The 21,934-nt window shown below is 69.7% G+C and carries 19 protein-coding genes; 16 read left to right on the top strand and 3 right to left on the bottom strand.

Going from position 1 to position 21,934, the window contains the following annotated elements:
* Positions 1-170: 170 nt before the first annotated feature.
* Positions 171-1,319: a M20/M25/M40 family metallo-hydrolase gene (locus BQ2383_RS18050; protein ID WP_091037095.1), complete on the bottom strand. Its 1,149-nt coding sequence runs from the start codon at positions 1,317-1,319 to the stop codon at positions 171-173.
* A 93-nt stretch (positions 1,320-1,412) separates the two neighbouring features.
* Here BQ2383_RS18050 and BQ2383_RS18045 point away from each other — a divergent pair, with 93 nt between their 5' ends.
* From BQ2383_RS18045 to BQ2383_RS17995, 11 genes are all read left to right on the top strand, one after another.
* The gene (locus BQ2383_RS18045) at positions 1,413-2,192 is read left to right on the top strand and encodes a GNAT family N-acetyltransferase (protein ID WP_140403382.1); all 780 of its coding nucleotides are present in this window, start codon (positions 1,413-1,415) and stop codon (positions 2,190-2,192) included.
* Positions 2,189-2,878 carry a MurR/RpiR family transcriptional regulator gene (locus BQ2383_RS18040; protein ID WP_091037090.1) on the top strand — a complete coding sequence of 230 codons (690 nt, stop codon included), beginning with the start codon at positions 2,189-2,191 and terminating at the stop codon, positions 2,876-2,878. Before BQ2383_RS18045 ends, BQ2383_RS18040 begins: the two co-directional genes overlap by 4 nt.
* A complete protein-coding gene (menC, locus tag BQ2383_RS18035) occupies positions 2,875-4,023 on the top strand; it encodes an o-succinylbenzoate synthase (RefSeq protein ID WP_091037088.1) in 1,149 nt (382 codons plus the stop codon). The genes BQ2383_RS18040 and menC overlap by 4 nt, the downstream gene beginning before the upstream one ends.
* A complete protein-coding gene (locus BQ2383_RS18030) occupies positions 3,998-4,939 on the top strand; it encodes an aminotransferase class IV (RefSeq protein WP_244176047.1) in 942 nt (313 codons plus the stop codon). Before menC ends, BQ2383_RS18030 begins: the two co-directional genes overlap by 26 nt.
* A gap of 16 nt (positions 4,940-4,955) precedes the next feature.
* Positions 4,956-6,050, top strand: coding sequence for a dipeptidase (locus BQ2383_RS18025; protein WP_091037082.1), 1,095 nt, complete (start codon positions 4,956-4,958; stop codon positions 6,048-6,050).
* Complete coding sequence (locus BQ2383_RS18020; protein ID WP_091037079.1) at positions 6,047-6,760, top strand: type 1 glutamine amidotransferase; 714 nt, start codon at positions 6,047-6,049, stop codon at positions 6,758-6,760. Before BQ2383_RS18025 ends, BQ2383_RS18020 begins: the two co-directional genes overlap by 4 nt.
* Positions 6,757-8,292, top strand: a complete 1,536-nt coding sequence (locus BQ2383_RS18015; protein ID WP_244176046.1) for a serine hydrolase domain-containing protein — start codon at positions 6,757-6,759, stop codon at positions 8,290-8,292. The genes BQ2383_RS18020 and BQ2383_RS18015 overlap by 4 nt, the downstream gene beginning before the upstream one ends.
* A 94-nt stretch (positions 8,293-8,386) precedes the next feature.
* Positions 8,387-10,000, top strand: a complete 1,614-nt coding sequence (locus tag BQ2383_RS18010; RefSeq protein WP_091037075.1) for an ABC transporter substrate-binding protein — start codon at positions 8,387-8,389, stop codon at positions 9,998-10,000.
* A 25-nt stretch (positions 10,001-10,025) separates the two neighbouring features.
* Complete coding sequence (locus BQ2383_RS18005) at positions 10,026-10,973, top strand: ABC transporter permease (RefSeq protein ID WP_091037072.1); 948 nt, start codon at positions 10,026-10,028, stop codon at positions 10,971-10,973.
* Complete coding sequence (locus BQ2383_RS18000; RefSeq protein WP_091037069.1) at positions 10,970-11,782, top strand: ABC transporter permease; 813 nt, start codon at positions 10,970-10,972, stop codon at positions 11,780-11,782. The genes BQ2383_RS18005 and BQ2383_RS18000 overlap by 4 nt, the downstream gene beginning before the upstream one ends.
* A complete protein-coding gene (locus BQ2383_RS17995) occupies positions 11,779-13,284 on the top strand; it encodes an ATP-binding cassette domain-containing protein (protein WP_167381660.1) in 1,506 nt (501 codons plus the stop codon). Before BQ2383_RS18000 ends, BQ2383_RS17995 begins: the two co-directional genes overlap by 4 nt.
* Here the strand turns inward: BQ2383_RS17995 and BQ2383_RS17990 are convergent.
* Complete coding sequence (locus BQ2383_RS17990; RefSeq protein WP_091037064.1) at positions 13,274-13,924, bottom strand: pentapeptide repeat-containing protein; 651 nt, start codon at positions 13,922-13,924, stop codon at positions 13,274-13,276. The genes BQ2383_RS17995 and BQ2383_RS17990 overlap by 11 nt on opposite strands.
* A gap of 405 nt (positions 13,925-14,329) precedes the next feature.
* On the opposite strand from BQ2383_RS17990, the gene BQ2383_RS17985 reads away from it, so the two are divergent.
* The 5 genes from BQ2383_RS17985 (at position 14,330) to ndk (ending at position 21,010) form a co-directional block, all read left to right on the top strand.
* Positions 14,330-15,100 carry an endonuclease domain-containing protein gene (locus BQ2383_RS17985; protein ID WP_244176045.1) on the top strand — a complete coding sequence of 257 codons (771 nt, stop codon included), beginning with the start codon at positions 14,330-14,332 and terminating at the stop codon, positions 15,098-15,100.
* A 352-nt stretch (positions 15,101-15,452) separates the two neighbouring features.
* Positions 15,453-18,833 (top strand): isoleucine--tRNA ligase, encoded by a 3,381-nt coding sequence (gene ileS / locus BQ2383_RS17980; RefSeq protein WP_091037059.1) that lies wholly within the window; start codon positions 15,453-15,455, stop codon positions 18,831-18,833.
* Entirely contained in the window at positions 18,830-20,182 is a 1,353-nt protein-coding gene (locus BQ2383_RS17975; RefSeq protein ID WP_091037056.1) for a bifunctional folylpolyglutamate synthase/dihydrofolate synthase, read from the top strand. Before ileS ends, BQ2383_RS17975 begins: the two co-directional genes overlap by 4 nt.
* The gene (locus BQ2383_RS17970; RefSeq protein ID WP_091037053.1) at positions 20,170-20,592 is read left to right on the top strand and encodes a DUF4233 domain-containing protein; all 423 of its coding nucleotides are present in this window, start codon (positions 20,170-20,172) and stop codon (positions 20,590-20,592) included. Before BQ2383_RS17975 ends, BQ2383_RS17970 begins: the two co-directional genes overlap by 13 nt.
* Position 20,593: 1 nt before the next feature.
* Positions 20,594-21,010, top strand: a complete 417-nt coding sequence (ndk, locus tag BQ2383_RS17965; RefSeq protein ID WP_029261664.1) for a nucleoside-diphosphate kinase — start codon at positions 20,594-20,596, stop codon at positions 21,008-21,010.
* A gap of 69 nt (positions 21,011-21,079) precedes the next feature.
* On the opposite strand, the gene BQ2383_RS17960 is transcribed toward ndk, so the two are convergent.
* Complete coding sequence (locus BQ2383_RS17960) at positions 21,080-21,697, bottom strand: vitamin K epoxide reductase family protein (protein ID WP_029261665.1); 618 nt, start codon at positions 21,695-21,697, stop codon at positions 21,080-21,082.
* Positions 21,698-21,934 lie beyond the last annotated feature (237 nt).

Raw genomic sequence — 21,934 nt, 5'->3', positions numbered from 1 at the left:
CAAGTCGGCATCTGGGCGCAGGTTGCTTTCCGCGTGTAACAGCGCGGAAACATGCGGATGCAAGGATGCGCCCCACGCGAAGGGGGTTCGATGAGGCAGTATTCCCGTCCCGAGATCCGGAACGTATCCCTCGGATCATCGTGATCAGGGCACAAACGGGAATCGTATCCTCATTCCGCGGGCAGGGTGAGTACGGCACGCAGGAGCTCGATGCGCTCGCCGAGGGAGGAGCGCAGGAAGTGCTCGTCCTCCGCATGCGCGCCGCCCCCGCGGGGTCCGAATCCGTCGACCGTCGGCAGCCCGAGGGCGCCGAGAAGATTGGTGTCCCCCGCGCCGGCCGCCGGACGTCCCTCGACGTGCTGCCCGACGCCGGCGGCGGACCGCTCGATGGCCGCCACCAGCGCGGCGTCCTGCGCGGAGGCGGCCCAGGCAGGGCGGGAGCTCAGGGTCTCGACGACGATCTCCGCACCGGTGCGGACGGGCGGCAGCGCGGCGAGTGCCCGCATCACGCGCTCCTCGGTGACCGGATCGGTGAAGCGGAGACCGATCTCCGCCTGCGCCTGCGCGGGGATCACATTGGCGCGAGCCCCGCCGGAGATCGTCCCGACATTGCAGAGCACGGGCCCCGGCAAGGCGGGATCCGCGACGATCTCCCGCACGCGCAGCAACTGATCGACGAGCTCGTCCACGGCGGACACGCCGTGCTCGGGGTCGAGGGCGGCGTGTGCGGCGCGCCCGGTGACCGCGATCCTGAGCCGTGCACTCCCGCGCCTGCCGACCTTGAGGGCGCCGTCCGGATGCGGCGATTCGAATCCGATGGCGGCGACGGCTCCGCGTGCGCGTTCGGTGAGCAGGGGGCCGGACTCGGGCGAGCCGACCTCCTCGTCGGCGACCAGGACGATGCGCACGGCTCTCCGGCGTTCGCGGGGGAGCGGCTGAAGTCGCCGCAAGGCCTCGAGCATGACCACGATCCCGGCCTTCATGTCGTAGGCGCCGGGCCCGCGCACGATGTCGCCCTGCTGGGACCAGGGCAGTGTGCCGTCGAGGGTGCCCTCCGGCCACACGGTGTCGGTGTGACCGATGAGGAGGTACGGATCGCCGGCTCCGGCGACGTCGATGACGAGATCCGTTCCCGCGGCGGTCGGCTCCTGACGGACCTCCCCGCCGACGCCCTCGAACCATCCGGTCAGGAGATCGGCGATGGTGCGGCTCGCGACGACATCGCGGGTGGGCGACTCGCAGGTCACAAGTTCGCGCACGAGTGCGATGATGTCGTCTGAAGGGTGGTCCGCTCCGGGAGCTGCCGGGAAAGTGGTCACAGTTACGAACCGTATCTGCCTCTTGATTGACGTGCAACCCGCCGATAACATCGCTCCCAGCTGCATCACTCGTTCGATCTTAGGAAACGTATCGTGCCTCACTCTTCGGTGGCCGCCGACGCGGGCGTCGGTTACGACTGCCGCGAACTGACCCAGTACTCCGAGTTCCGTGAGGCGGCGGCACTCTACGCGCGCGTCTTCGCGTACACCGAGCAGGAGTACGCGCTCAACGCCAATCTGCTCACCGCGCTCGCCCGTAACGGGGGATCCGCGGTGGGGGCCTTCGCTGACGATGGTGGGCTCATCGGCTTCGCCTACGGCTTCGCTGGCTGCGATGCGAGCGGGACCCACTTCCACTACTCGCAGGCCGCCGCGGTCGATGCCGCGCAGCAGGGCCGCGGGGTCGGTCAGGCACTCAAGCTCGCCCAACGCGACGTCGCGCTCCGGTGGGGGCAGCAGTCCATGCGCTGGACCTTCGATCCGCTGCTGGCGCGGAACGCGCACTTCAACCTCAGCTCCCTCGGTGCGGTCGGCATCGCGTTCGAACGCGACTACTACGCCCGGCCCGACACCGACCGGCTCGTGGTCTCCTGGGATCTGACCGCGACCGTGCCCCGGGTGCCGCGATCGGGCGTTCCGACAGGACTGGGCAGGGAGGACTGGGGGCGCGTCGTGCACGCCGGCGACGCCGACTGGATCGCGATCCCCGCGCGTGCGGATGAGCTCGTGCCCGGCGAGCGGTCGGCGCTGCGTCGGCAGCTGGAGAGTGCGATGACGGAGGTGTTCCGGCGAGGCGACGTGCTCGTCGCGGCCTCCCGCGTCGACGAGCACACCGCGGTCTACCGCGCGACATCAGGGGAGGCCATCGCATGAGCGACCAGCAGCACGAGGATCGCGAGCTCGTCTCGCCGCGGGACCGCTTCGGCGAGCGCATCCGGACCAATCTCTCGGCGGAGAGCATCCAGGCGCGCATCATCGAGACCGAGTTGCGCACGCTCGCGCTCACTTTCGAAGAGTTGAGCACCTCGGCCCAGGTGCCGCAGGCCGCGGCGCTGCTGCTGGGCGCACGACGACGCTACGTCGCCGGTGAGGGAAAGGCGGCCGCCTACGCGCAGCTGCTCAACGCCGACCTGTCCGCGACGCTGTCCAACGTCTTCCTCGTCGACGGGCATGCGCTGCAGCCGTTGACCGTGCTGACCGATGTGCGGGCCTCGGACGTGCTCATCGCTTTCTCCCTCCGGCGCTACCGGGAGGAGACCGTGCGGCTCGGCCAGCTGTTCCGGGAGGCGGGCGGGCAGCTCGTGGTGATCACCGACAGCGAGGACGCCCCGCTGGCACCGCTCGCGACGTCGCTCATCCGCGTGCGCACCGGGTCGGCGTCCTACGCGGACTCGCCCACCCCGGTCGCGGCCGTCTGCCACCTGTTGAGTGCGCTCACGACGGCGAGCGCGAAGGGAGCCCGCCGCCGCCTGGCTGAGCGCGATCGGCTCGTCGCGCGACTGGGCCTCTACAGCTCGGATCCCTCGCGACCCGAGGTCGACGAGGAGGCGGAGGCGTGAGGATCACCCGCATCCGTCTGTTCGCGCTGCGGCAGGAACTGCGGCACAGCTTCGAGACCAGCTCGCATCGCAAGTCGGGAATCGAGCACATCCTCGTCGAGGCCACCGACGAGGAAGGCCGCCGTGGCTGGGGAGAGATCGCCGCGCCCAGCGACCCGTACTTCGGCGCGGAGACGACCACGACGGCGTGGGAGATCGCCACCCGCTACCTCGTACCGGCCCTCGTCGGTGCAGAGGGCGAGGAGCCCGCCGACCTGGAGAGGACGTGGGCGCGGGTGCGCGGCAACGAGTTCGCCAGAGCCGGCTTCTCCGGCGCGGTGTGGGATCTCTTCGCCCGCCGCCGGGGAATCGCCCTCGCGACGGCGCTGGGCGGCACCCGCGACGAGGTCGTGGCGGGAGTCTCGCTCGGCATCGAGCCGTCGATCGACGAGCTCCTGGCCCAGGTGGAGCTGCAGCGTGCAGCCGGTTATCCGCGCGTGAAGCTCAAGATCGCCCCCGGGTGGGACGTGGAGCCGGTGCGAGCGGTACGCGACGCGCACCCCGACCTCGACCTCCACGTCGACGCGAACGGCGCGTATCCCGACGACGACGACTCCGCCGCCGTGTTCACACAGCTCGACGCGCTCGGTCTGACGATGATCGAGCAGCCGTTCGCCCCGCGGGAGATGGTGGCGCACGCGACGCTCCAGGCCCGCATCGGAACGGCGGTGTGTCTGGACGAGTCCGTCGTCGGGCTCGGCGATCTGCGCACGATGATCAGGCTCTCCGCCGCGCGCATCCTCAACATCAAGGTGTCGCGGATGGGGGGACTCACCGTCGCGAAGGCGGCGCACGACCTCGCCGTCGACGCCGGCGTCCCCGTCTGGTGCGGGGGCATGCACGAGTTCGGGATCGGTCGAGCGGCGAACGTCGCGATCTCGGCACTGCCCGGGTTCCTGCTCCCGTCGGATGTCTCCGGCTCCGACAAGTACTACGTCGACGACATCATCGCCCCACCCGTCACCGCGGTGGAGGGCAGGGTGCAGGTTCCTCGCGGAGCGGGCATCGGCCACGACGTGCTCGTGGAGCGGATCGAGCGGGCCGCTTCTCGCACCTGGGATTCCGCCGAATCCGCCGTCCGTGACCCCGCGCTCACGCATGGGTGAGACGCCCGTCCCGGAGAGGACCATCATGCGTGCGCTGCTGCTGTTTCGCCTCGACCTGTCGGGCACGTCCGCCGTCGAGGAGAGCATCCACCCGATCGACCCGCGTGAGCCGATCGTCAGGGCGACCGACCTCGGCGTCAATCGCGGCGACGGCGTGTTCGAGACGGCCGTGGTCCGCGGCGGCAGGCCGCAGGCGCTCGAAGCCCATTTGACGCGGCTCGAACGCTCGGCGGCGTTGATGGAGCTGCCCGCGCCCCGGCGCGACCTGTGGCGAGCCGCCGTGCTGCGGGCGGCCGCGGAGGTGTCCCTTCCCGGAGCGCTGGAGGAGGGGGAGATCGCGTCCGTCAAGTTCGTCATGACCCGGGGCGACGAATTCGACCCGGCAGGGCCGACCGGATGGGTGCTCGGGTTCGCCGGCAGCGACCCCTCCGGCGTGCGGGTCCGCGGCGTCCGCGCCGTCGTGCTGGATCGCGGCTACCGGCACGATGCGATGCAGACCGCTCCCTGGCTGCTGCAGGGAGCGAAGTCGCTCGCCTACGCGGTGAATCAGGCCGCTCTCCGGGAGGCGGCCCGGCGCGGCGCCGATGACGTGATCTTCGTGAGCGGAGACGGATTCGTGCTCGAAGGCCCGCGCTCGACGCTGATCGCCCGCATCGACGGCGAGCTCGTCACACCACCCGCCGAGCTCGGCGTCCTCCCCGGAACGACCCAGGCCGATGCATTCTCGGGAATCACCGACGTCCCGACGCGGATCGGGGTGCTCATACGCGACGATCTGGATCGGGCGGATGCGCTGTGGCTGTGCTCCAGCACGCGCGGCGCGGTGCCGGTGGCGCAGCTCGACGGCGCGGAGCGGGCCATCGACCATGACCTGACCGCGCGGATGAACGCGGCGCTGGACGCGCGCGAGGATTGAGAGAGGGGCACGGCGGATGCTCGACAGGGTGATCGACGGACACAACGACCTGGCATGGGCGAGCAGGACCCTGCTCGGGTACGGGGTGGAGGAGCTCGCGGACGGCGTGCCGTCGACGCAGACCGACCTTCCCCGGCTCGCGATCGGCGGGGTGGCCGGACAGTTCTGGTCGGTATGGGTCGATCCGGTGCTGCAGGGCGCAGAACAGGTCGTCGGAACGCTGGAGCAGATCGACTTCGTGCACCGCCTGGTCGACGCGCATCCCGAGCGCCTCGCCTTCGCGCGGACCGCTGCGGATGTGCGCCAGGCGATGGCGGAGGGACGGATCGCCTCGCTCATCGGCATCGAAGGCGGCGGCCAGCTCGGCGGTTCGCTCGCGGTGCTGCGCCAGTACGCCCGTCTGGGCGCGAGGTACATGACGCTCACCTGGTCGCGGACGACCGCCTGGGCCGACTCCGCGACCGACGACGCGCATCACGACGGTCTCAGTGCATGGGGCCGCGAGGTGGTGCGCGAGATGAACCGCATCGGTGTCCTCATCGATCTCTCCCACGTGGCCCCGACCACCATGCGTCACGCCCTCGAGGAGACCACCCGCCCCGTGATGGTGAGCCACTCCGGTGCTCTCGCCCTCTGCGATCACCCGCGCAACGTCCCCGACGACGTGCTCGCCACGATCGGAGCCCAGGGCGGAGTGGTGATGGTCGCTTTCGTGCCCACGTTCGTCTCGCAGGCCCGCCGCGACTGGTGGGAGGCCGGCGGCGAGGGTGATGCGCCGGTCGTGGGCGTCGGCGACGTCGCCGATCACCTCGACCACATCCGACGGGTCGCCGGACCGCACGCCGTCGGCATCGGCGCGGACTACGACGGCACCGACGTGATGCCGGACGGGCTCGCCGACGTCTCCGGCTACCCGGCGCTGTTCGCAGAGCTGCGAGCGCGGGGATGGTCGGAGGCCGACCTCGCCGCCCTCGCGCACGAGAACGTGCTCCGGGTCCTCGAGGCTTCCGATCGCGACCACGAGGCCTTCCTGGCGGGGCGGGCGGCACCGCCCGCCACCGTCGCGCTGGTGCCCGCCGTCGATGTGTCGACGCGGGAGGGAGCGCTGTGAGCCCGCGCGTGCTCGTCGTCATCAACTCGGCGAGTTCCGGACCACGACGCCTCGGGGACTGGCTCGTCGATCGCGGCATCGCGATCGACGCCGTGGTGGGCGCCGAGGAGGAGCTCCCCGTCACTCTCGACGGCTATTCCGGGCTGGTGCTCCTCGGCGGCGGACTGATGCCGGACGAGGACGATCGTGCACCCTGGCTCGTGGCCGAGCGCGCGCTCGCCGCCGAGGCCATCGACCGCGACCTCCCGACGTTCGGCATCTGTCTGGGCGCGCAGGTGCTCGCGTACGTCGCCGGCGGCGAGGTGAAGGCGAAGACCGGTCCCGTCGAGCGCGGGGCGACGCCCATCCGTCCGACCCCGTCCGGCCGGGAGGATGCGGTGATCGCGACGCTCGGCGACGGTGCCCCGATGATCGAGAACCACCAGGACATGATCACCCGTCTGCCTCCGCGGGCGGTGCTGCTCGCATCCAGCGACGCGATCGAGATCCAGGCCTTCCGCCTGGGGCGGCACGTGCGCGGTGTGCAGTTCCACCCCGAGGCCTCGGCTGCCGATCTCGCCCGCTGGGACGACGCCGCCCTGCGCGGAGAAGGACGATCGTTGGCGCGCCTCATCGCCTCCGCCGAGGAGGTCGACGCGCACAACACCGAGGTCAGCCGTGCTCTCGTCGAGGCGTTCGCGGACGAGGTCCTGGTCGGAGATCGCGCGTGAACAGGGCGACCCCTCCGCTCGCGACGACGCCGGTGACGGCGACGGCGGTAGCCCGTGCCCTCCGGCACGGGCGGGACGAGAGGGCGCGTCGGACCGCCCCGGCATCGATCGTCGCCCTGTGCGAGCGCGGGGAGGTGCGAGGTGTCCGCACTCACGGACACCCGCGCGCCGACGACTCGACGACGAGTCGGGGCACCGTGTTCCGGATCGCCTCGATGTCGAAGAGCTTTCTCGCCGCGACAGCACTCGCGCTGCGCGACAGCGGTGCCCTCGATCTCCATGCCCCGATCACGGAGTATCTCCCCGCCGTGCGCGCCAGGCACAGGGGCGCCGATGCCGTGCTCACCGGAGACATGCTGCTGTCCAACAGATCGGGGCTCGGCGAGGACAACGCCTGGGTCGACCGCCACCTGGGGGACTCCCGTTCGGAGATCGCCGCGCTGTTCTCCGAAGGGATGCTGCTCGCCGCCGCGCCCGGAACCACATACCAGTACTCCAATCTCGGGCAGTCGCTGGTCGGCGCGGCGGTCGAGGCCGTCACCGGACGAGCTGTCGAGGACGTGGTGCGGGAGACCCTGCTGGAGCCGCTGGGACTGACGCGCACCGCCCATTCGGCCGACGGCTATGCGCGCGACACCCTCGCCGGTGGCTTCCGCACCTTCGACGACGGCGCGACCTTCCACCCCGAGCCCTACGTGCGCACCGGCGCTCTCGGCTGCATCGGAAGCATGTTCAGCACCGTGGACGACATCGCCACCTGGATGTGGTTCCTCGGTTCGGCCTTCACCGACGATCCGCACGCGCCGCACGTGCTCGCTCCCTCCTCGCGGAGGGAGATGCAGCAGCCGCGGACACCCATCGACGTGCCATCGGGGATGTTCGACGGACGCGACCTCGCCGGCGCCGGCTACGGGTACGGACTCTTCGTGGAGCAGGACCGGCGGTTCGGCCGCATCGTGCAGCACTCCGGGGGCCTTCCGGGCTTCTCCGCCCACATGCGCTGGCATGCGGCGACCGGCATCGGCGTGGTGGCGTTCGGGAACTCGGACGAGTTCGGTGCGCGGCGTGTGGCCGGTGCCGCACTGCAGGACGCGCTCGACACGGCCGACGCGCCGTCGGCCGTGGTGCGCCCGTGGCCGGAGACCGTGACCGCGGCCCGGGCGATCGATGCCGCCATCCGAGAGGGCCGATCCGCCGCCGAGTATCCGGGCCTGGCCGACCACGTCCTCGACGATGTGCCGCCGGACATCCGCGATTCCCGCCTCGCGGCGCACATCGCCACGATCGGCGGCATGCACCCCGTTCAGAAGCCGTTCGCCGAGCGGGTGATCGCAGCCGCCACCGAGGCCGAGCTGCGCTGGCGGATCGCCGGAGCGAGTGCGGACCTGCGCGTGGAAGCACGCCTGGTGGGTGTGCCCCGGCCTCGCGTGCAGAGCCTGAGTCTCACCGTCATCGCGCACGATGAGACGCGTACAGAGGACGAGATCGTCTCGCCCGCCGACCGGCATCGCATTGTGTTCGACGGGGAGTGAGGAGCCCGAGAGCCGCGGGGACACACAGATCGACCCAGTCCAACAATCCGCCGTAGAATGGACGCATCCCGCCCCGTTCGTTCTGAGGATCGTCATGCCCGCAAACCCCGTGCGTCGTCTCCTGCCCTTCGCCGCGCTCGCCGCCGCCACCGCCCTGGTGCTGAGCGCCTGCGCTGCTCCTGCCTCGGAGGGGGAGGGTGACGGAGAACTCGTGTGGTCGATCGAGGGCGCGAACCTGTCGGCCGGGCACATGGACCCGCAGATCAGCCAGCTCGATGTCTCGGGCATGGTGCAGCGGGCGGTGCTCGACTCGCTCGTCTTCCAGGAGAACGACGGCACGTTCACACCGTGGCTCGCGAAGGAGTGGGAGGTCTCGCCGGACAGCACCGAGTACACCTTCACCCTTCGCGATGACGTGACGTTCACCGACGGCGAGCCCTTCGACGCGGCGGCGGTCAAGGCGAACTTCGACCGCATCGTCGACCCCGCGACGGTCTCGGCCCAGGCGGCCAGCATGCTCGGTGCGGCCTTCTACGAGGGCACCGAGGTCATCGACGACCACACGGTGAAGGTCTCCTTCACCCAGCCGTACGCACCCTTCCTGCAGGCGGCCAGCACGCCGCAGCTCGGGTTCTACTCGCCCGCCGTGCTCGAGGAGTCGGGCGACAAGCTCAAGGCGGGCGGCCCCGGCATCACCGTGGGCACCGGTCCGTTCGAGCTGACCGAGTACACGCCCGACCAGGAGCTCGTGTACACCCGCAACGATGACTACGCCTGGGGCCCGCACGACACGAAGGCTCCGAAGTTCGAGACGCTGCGCGTCGAGATCCAGCCCGAGGCGTCGGTGCGCACGGGCGTGGTGACCAGCGGTGAGGCCGATCTCGCCAGCAACATCCCGCCGAACCTCGCGAAGGACCTTGGCGACGGCGTCACGGTCGACTCGATCGAGTACCCCGGCCTGCCGTACTCGCTGTACCTCAACGAGAAGTACGGCGTCTTCGCCGATGAGAAGGTGCGTCAGGCTTTCGCCCGCGGCATCGACATCGACGCGGCGGTCGAGGAGATCTACTTCGGACAGTTCCCGCGTGCATGGAGCATCCTCGGCTCGACGACCCCGGGTTATGACGCCTCGCTCGAGGGCAGCTGGCCGTTCGATCAGGACGCCGCGAATGCGCTGCTCGACGAAGCCGGATGGACCGAGCGCGACGCCGACGGCATCCGCATGAAGGACGGCGAGCGGCTGTCGGTGCGCTGGATCGCCTGGACCCCGGTTCCCGACGACCGCGCGGCGCTCGCCAACGCGATCCAGTCCGACCTCAAGGGGATCGGCTTCGAGGTGAAGCGCGAGGTGCTCGAGCCGGGCGCCTACAACGAGCAGTACGAGCCCAAGACGTTCGACCTCACCGACTGGGGCTTCTCGGGAGTCGACCCCGATCTGCTGCGCAGCCACCTGCACACGGACGGCGTCCAGAACGCGTCGCAGGTGAGCGACCCCGAGATCGACGCACTCCTGGAGCAGGCTGTGGCCAGCAGTGACCAGGGCGAGCGCGACGAGCTCTACGCGCAGCTGCAGCAGTGGAACGCCGAGCACACCGCCATCGTGCCGCTGTACAGCCCGTCGGCGATCACCGCGGTCGGCGAGCGCGTCGAGGGACTGCAGTACGACCTGTACGGTCGACCGCTGTTCTACGATGTGACCGTCGGCTGAACCGCCGGCTGAGCGGAGGGCAGGGGTGGTGAAGGCTGCTCTCGGCCGCATCGTCGGCCTCGCTGCATCCGTCGTCATCGTGCTGTGGGGTGCCGCGACCGTCGCTTTCCTCGCGTTCCGGGTGATCCCCGGTGATCCCGTGTCGGTGATGCTCGGTCCCCAGGCGCAGGTCAGCGAGGCGGTGAAAGACGGGATCCGCGCCGACCTCGGGCTGGATCGGCCGCCGCTCGAGCAGTACGTCGGCTTCATCGGGCAGCTGGCCCGCGGAGACCTGGGCGAGTCGTACCAGCTGCGGATGCCCGTGTCCGAGGTCATCGGCCGGCAGCTCGGCGCGACCCTGCAGCTCTCGGTGCTCGCGCTCCTCATCGCCCTGGTGCTGGCGCTCGCCGTCGCGGTGCTCGTGCGCGGCCAGGTGGCTCGGACCGTCGCCGCGGGTATCGAACTGGTCGTGCTGTCGTCGCCTGTGTTCTGGATCGGGCTCATCCTGCTCAGCGTCTTCGCCTTCGGCTTGGGCTGGTTCCCGGTCTCGGGGGCGCGAAATCCGGCCACTCTCGTGCTGCCGGCGATCACCCTCGCCCTTCCGGTCGCGGCGTTGCTGAGTCAGGTGCTGCGGGACGGCCTGATACAGGCGGAGCGGATGCCGTTCGCCGAGACCGTGCGTGCTCGGGGCGCGAGCCCCTCGTGGTTCACCGTGCGGCATGGACTGCGTCATGGCGCGGCCTCCGCGATCACGCTCGCCGCGTACCTCACCGGTTCCGTGCTCGGTGGGGCCGTGCTCGTCGAGACCGTCTTCGCCCGGCCGGGACTCGGTCGCGTCACGCTCGCCGCGATCAGCGACCGGGACCTTCCGGTCATCACCGGCATCATCCTCCTGAGTGCACTCGTATTCGTCGTCGTGAACCTCGTCGTCGAGCTCGTGCACCCGCTGATCGATCCGCGCGTCCGAGCGGCCCGAGCCGGAGGCGTCCGATGAAGCGCGCACAGCGCGTGCTGCTGTGGGCGGCCGCGGCAGTGCTCGCCGTGATCGTCTTCGCCGCCGTCTTCCCCGGAGTGCTCGCGACTCACGATCCGCTGCAGACCGACGTGCGCTCGGCGCTGCTCCCGCCGAGTGCCGAGTATCTCTTCGGCACCGACCAGAGCGGTCGTGACGTGTACTCGCGTGTCGTCTACGGGGCAGGACGCTCGCTGGGAATCGGGTTTCTCGCCACGGCGGTCGCGCTGGCGGTCGGCCTCGTCGTCGGTGCTCTCGCCGGGGTCGCGCCCCGGGCGGTCGACACCACCGTGATGCGGGTCAACGACGTGCTGATGGCTTTTCCCGAGTTCCTCGTCGCTCTCGTCGTGGTCGCGGTGCTGGGGCCGGGCCCGGTGAACATCGCGATCGCGGTCACTCTCGCCGCGGTGCCGGTGTACATCCGGCTCGCCCGCGTGCAGACGCAGACCCTGCGGGTCGCCGAGCACGTCGAAGCCGCGCGTATCCTGGGCGTACCGAGGGTGAAGGCGTTCACGCGTCACGTCGTCCCCGGTGTGCTCGGAGCGCTGAGCGTGCTCGCGACGATCGGCATCGGGTCGAGCATCCTGGCGGCGGCGGGCCTCAGCTTCCTCGGTCTCGGGCCGTCCGAGCCGACGCCCGAATGGGGGTTGATGCTCGCCGGAGGACGCAACGTGCTCGGACAGGCATGGTGGATCGCGGTCTTCCCCGGAATCGCCATCACCCTCACCGTCATCTCGGCGACCGTCATCGGGCGAATCCTGCGGGCACGCGCAGAAGGGCGGACGTCGTGAGTGCGCTGGAGGTGCGGGGACTGCGGATCGCGTTCGGCGCGGAGCCGGTGGTCGACGGCGTCGGGTTCGCGGTCGAGCCGGGGGAGTGCGTCGCGATCGTCGGGGAGTCGGGCGCGGGCAAGACCCTCACCGCGCGCGCACTCCTCGGGCTCACGCCGTCGGAGGCGACGGTGACGGTCGACACCCTCATCGTCGACGGGAGGAATGCGGCGACGCTCTCCGAGCACGGTTGGCGGGGACTCCGCGGCTCCGGCATCGGCCTCGTCTCGCAGGATGCCCTGGTCTCGCTCGACCCGCTCCGCCGCATCGGTGCGGAGGTGGCGGAGCCGTTGCGCCTGCATGGCCTCGCGCGGGGCAGGGTGACGCTCGATGCCCGGGTGCGGGAACTGCTGCGGCGCGTGTGGATGCCCGATGCGGAGCGTCGCGCCCGGCAGTATGCGCACGAGCTTTCGGGCGGGCTCCGGCAGCGGGCGCTGATCGCCTCCGCGATCGCCGCGGCCCCCGTGGTCCTGGTGGCCGACGAGCCGACGACCGCGCTCGATGCCACCGTGCAGGCACGGATCCTCGCTCTGTTGCGCGAGATCACGGATGCGGGGACGGCGCTCGTCTTCATCAGCCACGACTTCGCGGCCGTCCGACGGCTCGCGGATCGGGTGCTGGTCATGAAGGGCGGTCGGGTGGTCGAGTCCGGCACGGTGGCCGAGGTGCTGGAGAACCCGCAGCACGAGTACACGCGTCAGCTGATCGCGGCGACGATTCACGAACCTCGTGCGGCCGTGGAGTCGGACTCCCTGCCGGTGCTGGTCGCGGACGGGCTCTCGAAGAGCTTCGACGCGGTGCCGGCGGTCACGGGCGCCTCGTTCACCGTTACGGCAGGGCAGACGCTCGGTGTCGTGGGGGAGTCCGGATCGGGGAAGACGACTCTGGCACGAATGATCGTCGGTGTCGAGCAGCCGGACGCCGGCTCGCTGCGCTGGATCGGCGCGCCGCGGGTGCAGCTCGTGCATCAGAATCCGCTCGGCGCATTCGACCCTCGGTGGACGATCGGCCGCTCCCTGCGCGAGGGGCTCGAGGCGGCCGGGGTGCCACGGGGCAGCAGGGCCGTGCGGGTCACCGAACTGCTGGACGAGGTCGGCCTCGCAGCCGAGCTCGCCGATCGCCGTCCTCGCGCACTCTCCGGCGGACAGCGTCAGCGTGCGGCGATCGCCAGGGCGCTCGCCGCCGATCCCGAGGTGCTGGTCCTCGACGAACCCGTGTCGGCGCTCGATCCCTCGGTACGTGAACGCGTGCTGCAGCTGCTGGCCCGACTGCAGCGCGAGCGGCAGCTGACGATGATCCTGGTCTCGCACGATCTCGATGTGGTCGGGGCCGTCGCCGACGAGGTGCTCGTCATGCAGGACGGCCGGATCGTCGAGCAGGGCGCGACCGCCGACGTGTTCGCGGCGCCGCAGCATCCGTTCACGCAGGAGCTGCTGGCGGCGAGCGGTCCCGTCAGTCCTTGATCTGGATGCCCAGACCCGCCGCGATCACCGGTGCCAGCTGCTGCACCTGGAACGAGGAGAGCGTCGTCCCGCGGAGGCTGTTGGCGTCGAGGTAGGTCATCGCATCGAGGCCGCGCAGGTCGACGTCTTTGGCGCGCATGCCCCGCGGGTCGACCTCATCGCTGGTCGTGGCGGTGAACCGGACGCGGGTGAGCTCGGCCTGGGGCATGTCGATCGTGCGGATCGCGCAGCCGGAGATCTCGAGGTCGGTCACCTTCGCGGCGCCGAGGTTGAGGTAGTCGATCCGGACATCGCGCAGCTCGAGTTCCGAGATGCGCGCCTCGCTGAGGTCGAGGGTGCCGATGCGGCCGCCGCTGATCCGCAGTCTTCGTACCCCGGCGTCACGCATACGCAGGGAGGCGATCCGTGCCCCGGACATCTCGACGTCGACCACCGTCGCGCCGGTGAGGTCGACCGCCTCGGCATCTGCCGACACGGTGCACTGCTCGAGTGTGGCGTAGGCGAGGTCGACTGTTCCGTGGAGATCGAGACTCGCGGCGACGATGTCGGCGCTGCGCGCGGGGGATGCGGGCTCGAACTCCCGGGGCAGGTCGGGATCGCTGATGCGGGGCGGTGCGGGGGACTCTGCGGTGCGGGCCATCCCTCGAGGCTATGGCTTGGCACCGACACAGCCCCGGCATCGGCATCGGCATCGGCATCGCAGATTCGCACCCGAGTCGCACGCTTCGGCCGTCTTCCACGGACCGCCGACGGCTCTCGACTCGCAGTTGCCGCGGCCTTCTGCGCTCCGTGCGGCCGCCCGCAAGGATCTCGGCCGAGGCGAGCGCGAATTGCCGGGGGAACTGCGAGCTCTACTCTTCCTCCACCCGCCCCGAGAGCACACAGTCGTACACGGATGCCGTTTTCGCGCTCGGAGAGTGAGCGTCATCAACTTCACACTGGACGGGTGCGGCGAACAGCAGAGGGACTCACGGAGCGAATCGTCGACCTCGGTGGTGTCGTGCGATCCGCTCGCGTCGCTGATCTCGGGTTCGGTAGGACGGCAGTGGATGCTGCACTCAGAGCCGGGACCATCACCCGCCCTCGCCGTGGATGGCTCGCCTCGCCCACGGCCGACTCGCTCCTGCTGGGCGCAGCCCGACACGGGGTGGTGCTCACCTGTCGGACGCAGGCCGACCGCCTCAGGCTCTGGGTGCATGACCCGAGCGGTATCCCGCACGTCGCGGTCGGGACGAACTCTGCGAGTCGACGCGGTCTCCGCGCCAAAGTGCACTGGGGAGCGCCGGTCATCCCGCGTCACCCTGACGCGTTGGTCGATCCGGTCGAGAACGTGCTCGCGCACATCGCGGAGTGCGAACCGTTCGAACAGGCGCTCGCCACGTGGGAGTCCGCGTTGAACAGATCGCTCGTGACGATCGAGGAACTCCACGGTCTCCCCTGGCGACCGGCCGCACGTCGAATACTCGCGACCGCCGTGCCTTTCTCGGATGCAGGGTTGGAGACGTATCTCCGCGAGCGGATCCGCTGGCTCCGGGTGCCGGTGCGCGCTCAGATCTGGATCGCGGGGCATCGCGTCGATGCTCTGATCGGCAGCCGCCTCGTCATCCAGATCGACGGTGGGCATCATGTCGGTGCTCAACGCAGCGAAGACATCCGACACGACGCGGTGCTGAAGCTCAGGGGTTACCACGTCATCCGGGTCTCGTACGCGCAGATGATGTTCGACTGGCCCATGGTGCAGGACCTGATCATGCGTGCGGTGGCGCAGGGGCTGCACGAGGCCGAATCGTCCCGCAAACGCGTGGCTCTCCGTTGACTCGGTCTCTTCCGGATAGCTGTTGCCGCGGCCTTCTGCGCTCCGCGCGGCCTATTCCTTCGATTTCGGCCGCGGTAGGCGCGAAAGGCCGAAGCAAGCGCATAACGGCGCGACCGCCCACCGCACGGGACCCGCGTACACTGGAGGGACGAGCATCGATCCGGCATCACCGGGGAGCTCTCGGAAGAACGGCGCATCCTTCGGGAAGTGCTCAGTAGAACCGAGCGGGGCAGGCCCGTCACAGCCGCAGTGAGAGTGGTCGCGTCGCAAGGCGTGGCACGCGAGGTGGTACCGCGGTCCGCGAGGGTCGTCCTCGCAGGAGCATCCGCCACGACGACCACTGCGAGACACGATGACCTACCCCCGTTCCTCCTTCGGCCCCGCCGCCGATTCCGTCGCGCCCAGCCCCCGCTTCCCGCAGATCGAGGAGGAGGTGCTCGCGTTCTGGAAGGACGACGACACCTTCCGCGCCTCGATCGAGCAGCGCGAGGGCTCGCCGGAGTGGGTGTTCTACGACGGCCCGCCGTTCGCGAACGGCCTTCCGCACTACGGCCACCTGCTCACCGGTTACGCCAAGGACGTGTTCCCGCGCTTCCAGACCATGACCGGCCACAAGGTCGACCGGGTCTTCGGCTGGGACACCCACGGTCTCCCGGCCGAGCTCGAGGCGATGAAGCAGCTCGGCATCACCGAGAAGGCCGAGATCGAGGAGATGGGAATCGACGTCTTCAATGCGAAGGCGAAGAACTCGGTACTCGCCTACACGCATGAGTGGCAGGACTACGTCACCCGTCAGGCGCGGTGGGTCGACTTCGACCGCGGCTACAAGACGCTCGACCTCGGGTACATGGAGAGTGTGCTCTGGGCGTTCAAGACCCTGTACGACAAGGGCCTCGCCTACGAGGGCTACCGCGTCCTGCCGTACTGCTGGCGCGACGAGACCCCCCTCAGTGCGCACGAGCTCCGCATGGACGACGACGTGTACCAGATGCGTCAGGACCCCTCCGTCACGGTGACCTTCCCGTTGACCGGAGCCAAGGCCGAGTCGCTCGGGCTCACGGGAGTGCGCGCCCTCGCCTGGACGACCACGCCCTGGACGCTGCCGACCAACGTCGCGCTCGCCGTGGGGCCGGAGATCGAGTACGTCGTGCTGCCCGCCGGTCCCCTCGGCGCGGCCGACGTGCATCAGGTCGCCGGAACCACGGATGCGGCGATCGAGTCGTCCGCACACCGCTACCTGCTCGCCCGCGAGCTCGTCGGCGGCTACGCCAAGGACCTCGGCTACGAGAGCACGGATGACGCGCTCGCCGCGGTCGACGCCACCGTCCGCGGCGCCGAGCTGCAGGACGTCACCTACGACCGCCTGTTCGACTACTACGCCGACACCGAGACCTACGGCACCGAGAACGCCTGGCGCATCCTGGTCGACGACTACGTCACGGTCAGCGACGGCACCGGCATCGTCCACCAGGCCCCGGCCTACGGTGAAGACGACCAGCGGGTCGCGGGCGCTGCCGGCATCCCCACGATCCTGTCTCTCGACGACGGCGGGAAGTTCCTCCCGAACGTCACCGACGTCGCCGGCCAGCTGTGGATGGACGCGAACACGCCGCTTGTGCGACTGATCCGCGAGAACGGCCGACTGATCCGTCTGCAGAGCTACGAGCACTCGTACCCGCACTGCTGGCGCTGCCGGAACCCGCTGATCTACAAGGCGGTGTCGAGCTGGTTCATCCGCGTGACGGACATCAAGGACGACATGCTCGCGAACAACGAGCAGATCACCTGGGTTCCCGAGAACGTGAAGCACGGCCAGTTCGGCAAGTGGCTCGAGGGCGCGCGCGACTGGTCGATCAGCCGCAACCGCTACTGGGGTTCGCCGATCCCGATCTGGAAGAGCGACGACCCGGAGTACCCGCGCGTCGACGCCTACGGGTCGCTGGAGGATCTGGAGCGCGACTTCGGCACGCTGCCGCGCAACCCCGAGGGCGAGATCGACCTGCACCGCCCGTACATCGACGATCTGACGCGCCCGAACCCCGACGACCCCACGGGCAAGAGCACGATGCGACGCATCGAAGACGTCTTCGACGTGTGGTTCGACTCGGGTTCGATGCCCTACGCCCAGGTGCACTACCCGTTCGAGAACCAGGAGTGGTTCGACTCGCACGCGCCGGCGGACTTCATCGTCGAGTACATCGGTCAGACCCGCGGCTGGTTCTATGTCATGCACGTGCTCTCGACGGCACTGTTCGACCGCCCGGCGTTCACCGGTGTGAGCTGCCACGGCATCGTGCTGGGCAGCGACGGGTACAAGATGTCGAAGTCGCTGCGCAACTACCCGGACGTGTCGGAGGTGCTCGACCGCGACGGTTCCGACGCGATGCGCTGGTTCCTGATGTCGAGCTCGGTGCTCCGCGGCGGCAACCTCGCGGTGACCGAGGAGGGCATCCGCTCCGGCGTCCGCGAGTTCCTGCTGCCGCTGTGGAACTCCTGGTACTTCTTCGCCACCTACGCGAACGCGTCCGGCCCCGACGGCTACGAGGCTGAATGGCGCACGGATTCCACCGACGTGCTCGACCGCTACATCCTGGCTCGCCTCGGTGACCTCGTGCGCGAGGTTCGAGCGGACCTGGAAGGGCTCGACTCGACCACGGCATCGGCGCGCCTGCGCGACTTCGCCGAGGTGCTGACGAACTGGTACATCCGTCGCTCGCGCGACCGCTTCTGGGTCGGTGTGACCGAAGACCCGAAGAGCCGCGAGGCATTCGACACGCTGTACACGGTGCTCGAGACGCTCACCCGCGTCGCGGCACCGCTCGTGCCGCTGATCAGCGAGCGCGTGTGGCAGGGCCTCACCGGCGGGCGCAGTGTGCACCTGACCGACTGGCCGGATGACACGCAGTTCCCGGCCGCCGACGAGATCCGCGACGCGATGGATGCGGTGCGCGAGCTCTCGAGCGTCGGCAACGCTCTGCGCAAGAAGGAGAAGCTGCGCGTGCGACTCCCGCTGGCACGTCTGACCGTCGTGTCGCCGCTGGCCGGAACGCTGGGGCAGTTCGAGGACATCCTGCGCGAGGAGCTCAACGTCAAGTCGGTCGAGCTCGTCGCCCTGCAGGACACGACCGCCGTCGAATACGGCATCACGCACCGCCTGAGCGTGAATGCGCGTGCCGCGGGTCCGCGCCTCGGCAAGAACGTGCAGACCGTGATCAGGGCCGCCAAGGCGGGGGACTGGTCCGAGGAGGGCGGGGTCGTCACCGCGGGCGGAATCGCCCTGGAGCCCGCCGAGTACGACCTGGCGCTGGAGACCACGGGGCGTCCGGCCGGCGAGGCGCTGGCGATCGTGCCCTCGGGCGGGTTCGTGCTGCTCGACACGCAGACCACGCCGCAGCTCGAAGCCGAGGGTCTCGCCCGCGACGCGATCCGTGTGGTCCAGGAGGCCCGGAAGAATGCGGGCCTCGACGTCAGCGACCGCATCGTCCTGGCACTGAACGCGTCGCCCGACGACGCCGCCGCGCTGGAAGCCCACGCAGAGCTGATCGCTGCGGAGACGCTCGCGGTCGCCTTCGCCGTGCAGCCGACCGACGACCTCGAGACCCTGGTCGATGAGGTCACAAGCCCCGGCGACGGCGTCTTCCGCTCGGGAGCGCGTGCGCTCGGTGCGACGAAGGCCCCGGTGATCGTGACGATCGATGCGACTGCGGTCGCGAGCGGAAAGGCCGGAGCATGAGCGAGAGGGAACGAGCGGACGCCGTCTACGAGGCGCTGCTGAGCCGTGCGGGGGAGCGCTGGGTGCAGCCGCGCAAGGAGCGCACCGCGCGCATCCTCGCCTTCCTGGACGACCCGCAGCGCACCTATCGCGTCGTCCACATCACGGGCACGAACGGCAAGACCTCGACGGCACGCATGATCGAGAGCCTGCTGCGTGCCCACGATCTGCGCACGGGGCTGTTCACCAGCCCGCACCTGGAGCGTTTCACGGAGCGCATCATGATCGACGGCGAGCCGATCGCCGACGAGGCGATCGCTGACGCGTGGGACGAGATCGAGCCGTTCGTCGACATCGTCGATGCCGAGTTCGAGGCCGCGGGGGACGCGCCGCTGACCTTCTTCGAACTACTGACGGTCCTGGCGTTCGTCGCCGTGGCGGATGCGCCGGTGGATGTGCTGGTGCTCGAGGTCGGGATGGGCGGGGAGTGGGACTCCACGAACACGGCCGATGGTGACGTCGCCGTGTTCGCGCCGATCGACATCGACCATGCGGACCGGCTCGGCGACACGATCGCCGAGATCGCGGAGGTCAAGGCGGGCATCATCAAGGAGGGTGCGGCGGTGGTCTCCGCCCAGCAGCCTCCCGAGGCCGCCGAGGTGCTGCGCCGCGTGGCCGCGGAGCGCAACGCCACGATCGCCTTCGAGGGCGAGGAGTTCGGCATCACCGAGCAGAAGCTCGCCGTCGGCGGCCAGCTGCTCACGATCCGTGGGCTCGCGGGGGAGTACGCCGAGGAGTACCTGCCGCTGTACGGAGCTCACCAGGGCCACAACGCCGCACTTGCCGTCGCCGCCGTCGAGTCGCTCATCGGCGGGGCGACCCAGGCGATCGCGGGCGACATCATCTCCGATGGGCTCCAGGGCACGACCTCTCCGGGGCGGCTGCAGCTGCTCGGAATCGCGCCGACCGTGATCGTCGATGCCGCCCACAATCCGCACGGTGCCACGGCTCTCGCCCAGGCGCTGGACGACAGCTTCGACTTCGACGAGTGGGGCCTCGTGCTCGGTGTGCTCGACGACAAGGACGCCGCAGGCATCGTCGGCCGGCTCGCTCCCGCCGTCGCGCACGTCTTCGCCACGGCGCCGGACTCGGATCGCGCGAGCGACGCCGACGCGATCGCCGACCTCGTCGAGCAGACGGGTCAGCGGGCGACCGTGCATCACTCCCTCTCTGACGCTGCCGACGCGGCGCGCGAGTGGGCGGCCGCATCCGATCGCCGCGCCGTCGTGATCGCCGGCTCGGTCGTGCTCGCCGGTGAGGCGATCGCTCTTGCCGAGGAAGAGGACTGGAAGTCGGGGTGGCGCGCGTGACCGCGGATGCCGCTCCCGCACGCGCACCTCGCCCGCCGAGGACACTGGTGCAGAAGCTCGCGCCCATCGTGCTCGGGTTCGAGGCGATCGTGGTGTTCCTCGTCGGACTCACGATCTTCGGCCTGCGGCAGCTTCCCGCCGGCATCGAGCAGTGGTGGGGGATCGTCGGCGGTGCAGTGCTCGCGATCGCCTGCATCGCCATCGCCGGGATGATCACGAAGCCCTGGGCCCTCACGGCCGGGTGGGTCGTCCAGGCCATCGTCGCGCTGTCGGCGTTCTTCGTTCCGGCCATCCTGCTCGTCGTCCTGATTTTTGGCGGCATGTGGGCGTATGCGACCATCGGAGGGGCCCGACTGGACGCACGACGCCCCGCCGAGCCCACGACCGAGACTCAGACAGAGAGTGAATGACATGGCCACCGAAGAAACCCTCGTCCTCGTCAAGCCCGATGGCGTCGCCCGCGGCCTCACCGGCACGATCCTCGCCCGCATCGAGGCGAAGGGATACGCCCTCGTCGACATCCGCCTCGTGGAGCCCGACCGCGATCTGCTCGCCGAGCACTACGCCGAGCACGAGGGAAAGCCGTTCTACGAGCCGCTGCTCGAGTTCATGCTCTCGGGTCCGTCGGTCGCCATCCGTCTCGCGGGCAACCGCGTGATCGAGGGCTTCCGCTCGCTCGCCGGCACGACCGACCCGACCACGGCCGCCCCCGGCACCATCCGTGGCGACTTCGGTCGCGACTGGGGACTCAAGGTGCAGCAGAACCTGGTGCACGGCTCGGACAGCCCCGAGTCGGCCGCACGTGAGCTCGGCATCTGGTTCGACTGAGCTCCGAGACAGGAAACCCGCCGTCGATCCGAGGATCGGCGGCGGGTTTCCTCATTCCGTGGAGCGGGATCAGAAGATCATGCCGATGACCTCGCCGAGAAGGTCGAGGCCGCGCAGCTGGACGAGCAGGATGATCAACGCGTAGGCGAGGATCGTCGCAAGCGGCACCCAGGGCATCAGCCGGTTCGCGCGCTCCTGCGCCCGCTCGCTGCTCGTGAACGTGCCGTTGCGGGTGAGATGCACCATGGTCGCGAAGAAGGTCGGGATGGTGACCGCCCACGTGGCCATGCACCACGGGCACAACACGCCGAGGTTCGGCGCGTACAGGCTCTGGCTGATGAGCCAGACGACGAAGCCGAACGCGAACGTGATCCCGGCACCGAAAGCCAGCCAGAACCAACGGGGGAAGCGCGCGCCGGCGAGCAGCGCCACGCCGACGACCAGCGGCGCCATCCACAGTGTGAGGCCGATGATCGGGTTCGCGAAGCCGAAGACCTCGCCCTGCCACGAGTTGAGGTTGACGTCGCACTGGATCATCACGCTCACGTAGCAGTTGGACACCGCGTCGGGATTCTCGAGCTTGGCGAGCTTCTCGGTGAGGAGCTGGAAGGCGGCGAACCAGCCCACCACGCTCGCGAAGATCAGCCAGACGGCGTAGACGACGGGGCGGGTGCGCTGCTCGCTCATACTGAGGATTATCCCTGCGATGGCTATGGATGTGGCGAGAACAGGCCGGACAAAAACGCGCTGGTCTCGATGGGATGCCGTGAACGGACCCACTTGGTGCGATAATGGCCTGTGACACGATGAACGGCCTTGCCGCGACACGTGCCGACGCAGACTTCGGGGCCCCATGCCCCACGCGATCAGAGCCATGAGCCGGTCGCACACCGAGTGAGTTCGCGGAACCTGCGGGTACCGCAT

The organism is Microbacterium oxydans (assembly GCF_900095745.1).
Classification (GTDB): domain Bacteria; phylum Actinomycetota; class Actinomycetes; order Actinomycetales; family Microbacteriaceae; genus Microbacterium; species Microbacterium oxydans_B.
The sequence above is the reverse complement of the archived record's forward strand: the minus strand, read 5'-3'. Positions and strand labels throughout refer to the sequence as shown.

Bases quoted from the DNA above. Each gene is read 5' to 3' on its own strand.
- BQ2383_RS17975 (WP_091037056.1), top strand. From the start codon at position 18,830: ATGAGCGAGAGGGAACGAGCGGACGCCGTCTACGAGGCGCTGCTGAGC.
- BQ2383_RS18000 (WP_091037069.1), top strand. From the start codon at position 10,970: ATGAAGCGCGCACAGCGCGTGCTGCTGTGGGCGGCCGCGGCAGTGCTC.
- BQ2383_RS17990 (WP_091037064.1), bottom strand. From the start codon at position 13,924: ATGGCCCGCACCGCAGAGTCCCCCGCACCGCCCCGCATCAGCGATCCC.
- BQ2383_RS18040 (WP_091037090.1), top strand. From the start codon at position 2,189: ATGAGCGACCAGCAGCACGAGGATCGCGAGCTCGTCTCGCCGCGGGAC.
- BQ2383_RS17960 (WP_029261665.1), bottom strand. From the start codon at position 21,697: ATGAGCGAGCAGCGCACCCGCCCCGTCGTCTACGCCGTCTGGCTGATC.
- BQ2383_RS18010 (WP_091037075.1), top strand. From the start codon at position 8,387: ATGCCCGCAAACCCCGTGCGTCGTCTCCTGCCCTTCGCCGCGCTCGCC.
- ileS (WP_091037059.1), top strand. From the start codon at position 15,453: ATGACCTACCCCCGTTCCTCCTTCGGCCCCGCCGCCGATTCCGTCGCG.
- ndk (WP_029261664.1), top strand. From the start codon at position 20,594: ATGGCCACCGAAGAAACCCTCGTCCTCGTCAAGCCCGATGGCGTCGCC.
- BQ2383_RS18025 (WP_091037082.1), top strand. From the start codon at position 4,956: ATGCTCGACAGGGTGATCGACGGACACAACGACCTGGCATGGGCGAGC.